The 5,564-nt window shown below is 73.5% G+C and carries 6 protein-coding genes; 3 read left to right on the plus strand and 3 right to left on the minus strand.

What is annotated here, in order from left to right; all coding sequences use genetic code 11:
- Positions 1-18: 18 nt before the first annotated feature.
- Together ACJA3G_RS28635 and ACJA3G_RS28640 are read left to right on the plus strand one after the other, a co-directional pair.
- A complete protein-coding gene (locus ACJA3G_RS28635; RefSeq protein ID WP_406555936.1) occupies positions 19-792 on the plus strand; it encodes an SDR family oxidoreductase in 774 nt (257 codons plus the stop codon).
- Positions 793-985: 193 nt separating this feature from the next.
- Entirely contained in the window at positions 986-1,732 is a 747-nt protein-coding gene (locus ACJA3G_RS28640) for a Mut7-C RNAse domain-containing protein (protein WP_406555937.1), read from the plus strand.
- A gap of 48 nt (positions 1,733-1,780) precedes the next feature.
- Here the strand turns inward: ACJA3G_RS28640 and ACJA3G_RS28645 are convergent, their stop codons facing one another.
- Positions 1,781-2,260 carry a MarR family winged helix-turn-helix transcriptional regulator gene (locus tag ACJA3G_RS28645; protein ID WP_406555938.1) on the minus strand — a complete coding sequence of 160 codons (480 nt, stop codon included), beginning with the start codon at positions 2,258-2,260 and terminating at the stop codon, positions 1,781-1,783.
- A gap of 58 nt (positions 2,261-2,318) precedes the next feature.
- Positions 2,319-2,894, minus strand: a complete 576-nt coding sequence (locus tag ACJA3G_RS28650; RefSeq protein ID WP_406555939.1) for a TetR family transcriptional regulator — start codon at positions 2,892-2,894, stop codon at positions 2,319-2,321.
- Between the two features lie 101 nt (positions 2,895-2,995).
- On the opposite strand from ACJA3G_RS28650, the gene ACJA3G_RS28655 reads away from it, so the two are divergent.
- Positions 2,996-4,651: an FAD-dependent oxidoreductase gene (locus ACJA3G_RS28655; RefSeq protein ID WP_406555940.1), complete on the plus strand. Its 1,656-nt coding sequence runs from the start codon at positions 2,996-2,998 to the stop codon at positions 4,649-4,651.
- A gap of 225 nt (positions 4,652-4,876) precedes the next feature.
- Here the strand turns inward: ACJA3G_RS28655 and ACJA3G_RS28660 are convergent.
- Positions 4,877-5,564 (minus strand): hypothetical protein (locus ACJA3G_RS28660; RefSeq protein ID WP_406555941.1); only part of this gene is annotated, 688 nt, incomplete at its 5' end.

The following is a 5,564-nucleotide window of genomic DNA, read 5'->3' on the forward strand; positions in this document are numbered from 1 at the left end:
CCTCAAAGGAGAACCCCCATGACCATCCTCGTCACTGGCAGCCGCGGCACCGTCGGCTCCACCCTCGTCTCCCGTCTGCACGCCGCCGGCACCCCCGTGCGCGCGGCCTCCGCAGCTCCCGAGAAGCTCGACCTGCCCCCGGACATCGCGACCGTACGACTCGATCTTGACGACCCCGCCACCTTCCCGGCCGCCCTCGCCGGGGCCCGCCAGGTCTTCCTGTACGCCAACCCCGCCCACATCGACGCCTTCCTCGACGAGGCCAGGACCGCCGGAGTGGAGCACATCGTGCTGCTCTCCTCCAGCTCCGTCCTGTACGCGGGCGCACGGGACAACCCGATCGCGCGCCGCCACCACGCCGTCGAACAGGCCCTGAAGGCCTCGGGCATCGACGCCACGCTGCTGCAACCGGGCGCCTTCGCGGGCAACGCGATGGGCTGGGCCCGGTCCGTCAGGACCACCGGCACCGTCGCCCACCCCTACCCCGGCACCCAGGCCAGCCCCATCCACGAGGCGGACGTGGCCGACGCCGCCCACGCGGTGCTCGCCGAGCCCCGGCTGCGCGGCGCCGCGTACCACCTGACCGGCCCGGACTCCCTCAGCGCCGCCGAACAGATAGCCGCACTCGCCGCCGCGACCGGCCACGAGATCACCGTCGAGACGGTGAGCCCCGAGGCGTGGAAGGCGTCGATGGCCGCGTACATGGACAGCGCCGTCGCGGACGCGCTGCTCGCCTATTTCGCCGCTCCGACGGGCGCCCCGACATCGTCACGCGCGGCGTCGAGGAGCTGACGGCCCGCCCGGCCCGTACGTTCGCGAGCTGGGCGGCGGAGAACGCCGAGTCGTTCCGGCCGTAGACCGCTCGGGCGCCGGGGGTTGGTTGCCCGGGCCGACGACGGTCTGCCGCGGACCGACGGGCTCATGGCTTGCCCCCGGTCGTCCAAATACGTGGCTCCCGTCCGCCACCCGATGGCATCCTGACCTCGTGAACGGACCGGAGATCCACTGTCGATTCGCCGCCGAGCTGCACCTCTTCGTCCCGGCGGCGCGCCGCGCGGGGAGCACGGCCGTCACCACGGACGGCTCCTCGACGCTCGGCCACGTCGTCGAGTCGCTCGGCGTCCCGCTGACCGAGGTCGGACGGCTGCTCGTGGACGGCCACGAGGTGCCGGTCTCGCACATCCCGCGTGCGGACGAAAGCGTCGAGGTGTGTGCCGTCGACCGGCCCCAGCAGGTGCCCGGCGCCCCGCTCCGCTTCCTCCTCGACGTCCATCTGGGCACGCTGGCCCGCCGGTTGCGGCTTCTCGGCGTCGACGCGGCGTACGAGAGCGAGGACATCGGCGACCCCGCGCTCGCCACGCTCTCCGCGGCCGAACAGCGGGTGCTGCTCTCCCGGGACCGGGGGCTGCTGCGGCGCCGTGAGCTGTGGGCGGGCGCGTACATCTACAGCCACCGCCCCGAGGACCAACTCCGGGACGTACTGGAGCGGTTCGCCCCCGTACTGGCCCCGTGGACCCGTTGCACCGCCTGCAACGCGCCGCTGCGCGAGGCGGACAAGGACTCCGTGCGCGAACTGCTGGAGCACGGGACGCGCAGCGCGTACGACGCCTTCGCGCAGTGCACGGCGTGCGAGCGCGTGTACTGGCGCGGCGCCCACCACGCCCGCCTGGAGGCGATCGTCGAGGAGGCGATGGCGGAGTTCGGTGGCGCGGCGGCGGCCCCCGGCCACTGAGGGCGTCCGGACCGACGTGCCGTCAGCGGCCGGGCGGGGTTCGGCGGTTCAGAGACGGCCGCCCCGGAGCCGCTCGATCTGCGCGCCGGACAGCTCGACCGTCCGCCGCATATGGGCGATGAGCAGCTCGATCTCGCCGTCCTCGTACGCGTCGAACATCGCGAACCACGCCCCGTTCAGCTTCCCCCACACCGCCCCGAACTCGGCCATCCGCTCGGGCACCGCTTCGACCAGCACCTTGCGCCGGTCCTCGGTGTCGCGGCGCCGCGTGACGTATCCGGCCTTCTCCAGCCGGTCTACGAGCCGGGTGGCCGAGCCGGTGGTCAGCCCGGTCAGCTCCGCGATCCGCCCGGTGGTGACGGGCCCGGGCTCCAGACCCAGCAGGTTGAGGCACTGGAGGTCGGTGGGGTGCAGCCCCAGATGGTCCGCGAGCGCCTGGTTGAACAGGGCGTACGAGGCCATGTAGCGGCGGGACGCGACACCGAGCTCGGTCATGAGACGGGCCCGGTCCTCCTTCTTCTGCGGCATGCAGCAATTGTACGGCGCAGGGGCGGGCGGGGCCGGTGGGCGCCAACGCGTCGATGCCTCAGGGTGCCTCCGCCGTGAGGTAGCGCTGCACAGTGGGCGCCAGCCAGGCGATCACCTCCTCCCGGGTCATCTCCACGACGGGCGGGAACTTCAGCACATACCGCGCGAGCGCCATCCCGAGGATCTGCGAGGCGACCAGGGCGGTACGACGCGGGGCGTCCGCGGGGTCGGGGCAGACGCCGACCGCGATCGGCCCCAGCTGCTCGCCGAGGACGGACCGCATCCGCTCGGCCCCCGCCGCGTTGGTGACGCCGACGCGCAGCATGGCGGTCAGCACGTCGTCGCCCTCCCACCGGTCGAGGAAGTGGGTGACGAGCACGGCGCCGATGTGCTTGTCCGGCAGGGCGCCCAGGTCCGGAAGGCGCAGGTCGAGTTCGGAGGCGGCGGCGAACAGGCCCTCCTTGTTCCCGTAGTAGCGCATGACCATCGACGGGTCGATGCCCGCGTCACGGGCTATGGCGCGGATGGTGGCGCGCTCGTAGCCGTCGGCGGCGAAGCGCTCGCGGGCGGCTTCGAGGATCGCGGCTTTGGTGGCGTCGGAGCGGCGGGGCCCGGCGGCGGGGGCGGTCGTCATGTCAACAACTGTAGGCCAACAGGTGTTGACACGCCAGACGTGATGGCCCTACATTTGCCAACAAGCGTTGACCAACAAGCGTTGGCACCGAGGAGGTCGCTATGACCAGCACCACCGCCACCGACACCGCCGGCCCCGCTGACACCACCGGCAGCACCCGCATCGCGGATGTCCTCGTCGTGGGCGCGGGCCCGACCGGGCTGCTGCTCGCGGGGGACCTCGCCGCGGCGGGCCTGAGCGTGACGCTCATAGACCGCCGCCCGCGAGGTACGAGCACGATGACCCGCGCCTTCGGCGTCCACGCCCGCACGCTGGAGCTGCTCGACGCCCGCGGCCTGGCGGACGAGCTGGTCGCCACCGGCACGACGGTCGAGGCGATGAGCCTGTTCCGCCACCTCTCCCTGGACCTGAACCGGCTGCGCTCCCGCTTCCCGTACCTCCTGGTGACACCGCAGTACGAGGTGGAGCGCCTCCTCGAACGCCGGGCGCGCCAGGCGGGGGTGGAGTTCCGCCACGAGACCGAGCTGCGGGGGCTGCGGCAGGACGCGGACGGGGTCAGCGCCCAGGTCAGGCCGCTCGGGGCCGGGGCCGATGGCGGGGTCGGGAAGGGTGACGGTGCTGGTGCCGGGGAGGGCGACGCGGAGGCGGATCTCACCCTGCGCGCCCGCTACCTCGTTGGCGCCGACGGCGTCCGCAGCGCCGTGCGCCACGCCCTCGGCCTGCCCTTCCCCGGCAGCTCGGTGATCCGCTCCATCGTGCTGGCGGATGTGAAGCTGGAGGAGGAGCCGGCCGGATCGCTCAGCGTGGCGGGCTCGGACGAGGCGTTCGCCTTCGTCGTCCCGTTCGGCGACGGCTACTACCGGGTGATGGGGTGGAACCGTAAGCACCAGGTCCCCGACAGCGCCCCGATCGACCTGGACGACGTCCGCGAGATCACCCGCCAGGCCCTGGGCACGGACCTCGGTATGCACGACGCCCGTTGGCTCTCGCGCTTCCACAGCGACGAACGCCAGGTTCCCCGCTACCGGACGGGCCGGGTCTTCCTCGCGGGCGACGCCGCGCACGTCCACTCACCCGCGGGCGGACAGGGCCTCAACACGGGCATCCAGGACGCCGCCAACCTCTCCTGGAAGCTGGCCGCCGTGCTGCGCGGCGACACCCCCGACCCCGAGGCGCTGCTCGACAGCTACCACGAGGAGCGCCACCCGGTCGGCGCGGCGGTACTGCGCACCAGCGGCGCGATCGTGCGCCTCGCCATGGCGCACACCCCCGTGCAGCACGCGGCCCGTTCCCTCCTGACCCGCTTCCTGAACGCGGTGCGCCCCGCGCGGGACAAGGCGATGGGACGGATCAGCGGCATCGGGATCGCCTACCCGGCGGGGCGCGGGGCCCACCGCCTCACGGGGACGCGCGTCCCGGACCTGACACTGACGGAGGGCCGGCTGTACGAGCTGCTGCGCGAGGGGGAGTTCGTACTGGTGACACCCGAGGACGCGGGCGCGAAGGACACGCTCGCGGCCAGGGCGCCCGGACGGCGGCTCATACGGGCACACTGGCGCGGCGACCGCCGCACCACGCTCCTGATCCGCCCCGACGGATACGTGGCATGGGCGGGCGAGAACCCGGCACCGGCCGCGCTCGAAGAGGCGCTGCACCGCTGGACGGGCGAGCGGGAGACGGTGCGGGCGCGGCACCCCGAACCCCTCTTCAACCTGCGGACCGTACTGGGTTGCGCGCGCAGTTCCCCGCGCCCCTAACCACCCAGGGGCGCGGGGAACTGCGCGACCAGCCACCGACAACCGCCAGACGACCACCGGCCCTTCAGGGGGCGCGGGGAACTGCGCGAGCAACCACCCATCAGCCCGCAGACGACCACCGGCCCCTTAAGGGGCGCGGGGAACTGCGCGACCAGCCCACCACCGGCCCGCAGATGACCCCCGCACGGACCCCGCCCCACCCGCGAGGCGGACCCGGAGCCCTGTTCAGTACGCGTACTTGTCCCCGGTGGCCGGTGCCAGCACCCGGTGGGTGTTGTTGCCCGGGTTGCGGTCGCCGGTCATACCGCTCCAGGAGGTGTTGATGTTCACCACGACCTCGGCCGGGCTGCCGGCGATCGCCAGGTCCAGCGCGATCGGCCGCCCCGCCCCGGCCGCCCGCATCGCACCCGTGGAGCACAGCACCGTCTCCGTACTGCCCCGCAGACACCCCGGGGGCAACGGTTCGGCACCGGTGAGCGGCGAGGAGAACCGCAGCCGCACGGTGGCGTCCGGGACGGCGGTCGGCCCGTGGTTCGACGGCTCCACCCATACGCCCACGCGTCCGGACCAGAGGGAGATGTGCCCGTGGTACGCGATATCGGCCTCACCGCCGGAAGCGGCGGGGTCGACGGCGCCCGGGTCCAGAGCGGCAGGTGCGGCGGGGTCCGAGGAGCCCGGAGTGGTGGCCCCCGCGACCACCGAACCCATCGCCGCGCCCGAACCCCCGGCGACCCTCGGTCCCTCGGGCGCGGGCCCGACACCCGGGCGCGCCACGGGATCACCCACACGCCCGTGCGCCACGCCTCCGCGCACCGCACCGCCATGCGCCACCCCCGCCGACAGCGACAGCCCGCACACCGCCGCCACCAACAAGGCACCGGCACCAACCGACAGCCTCCCGAACCCCCTGAAC

Source organism: Streptomyces sp. YS-3, assembly GCF_045257485.1.
Taxonomy (GTDB): domain Bacteria; phylum Actinomycetota; class Actinomycetes; order Streptomycetales; family Streptomycetaceae; genus Streptomyces.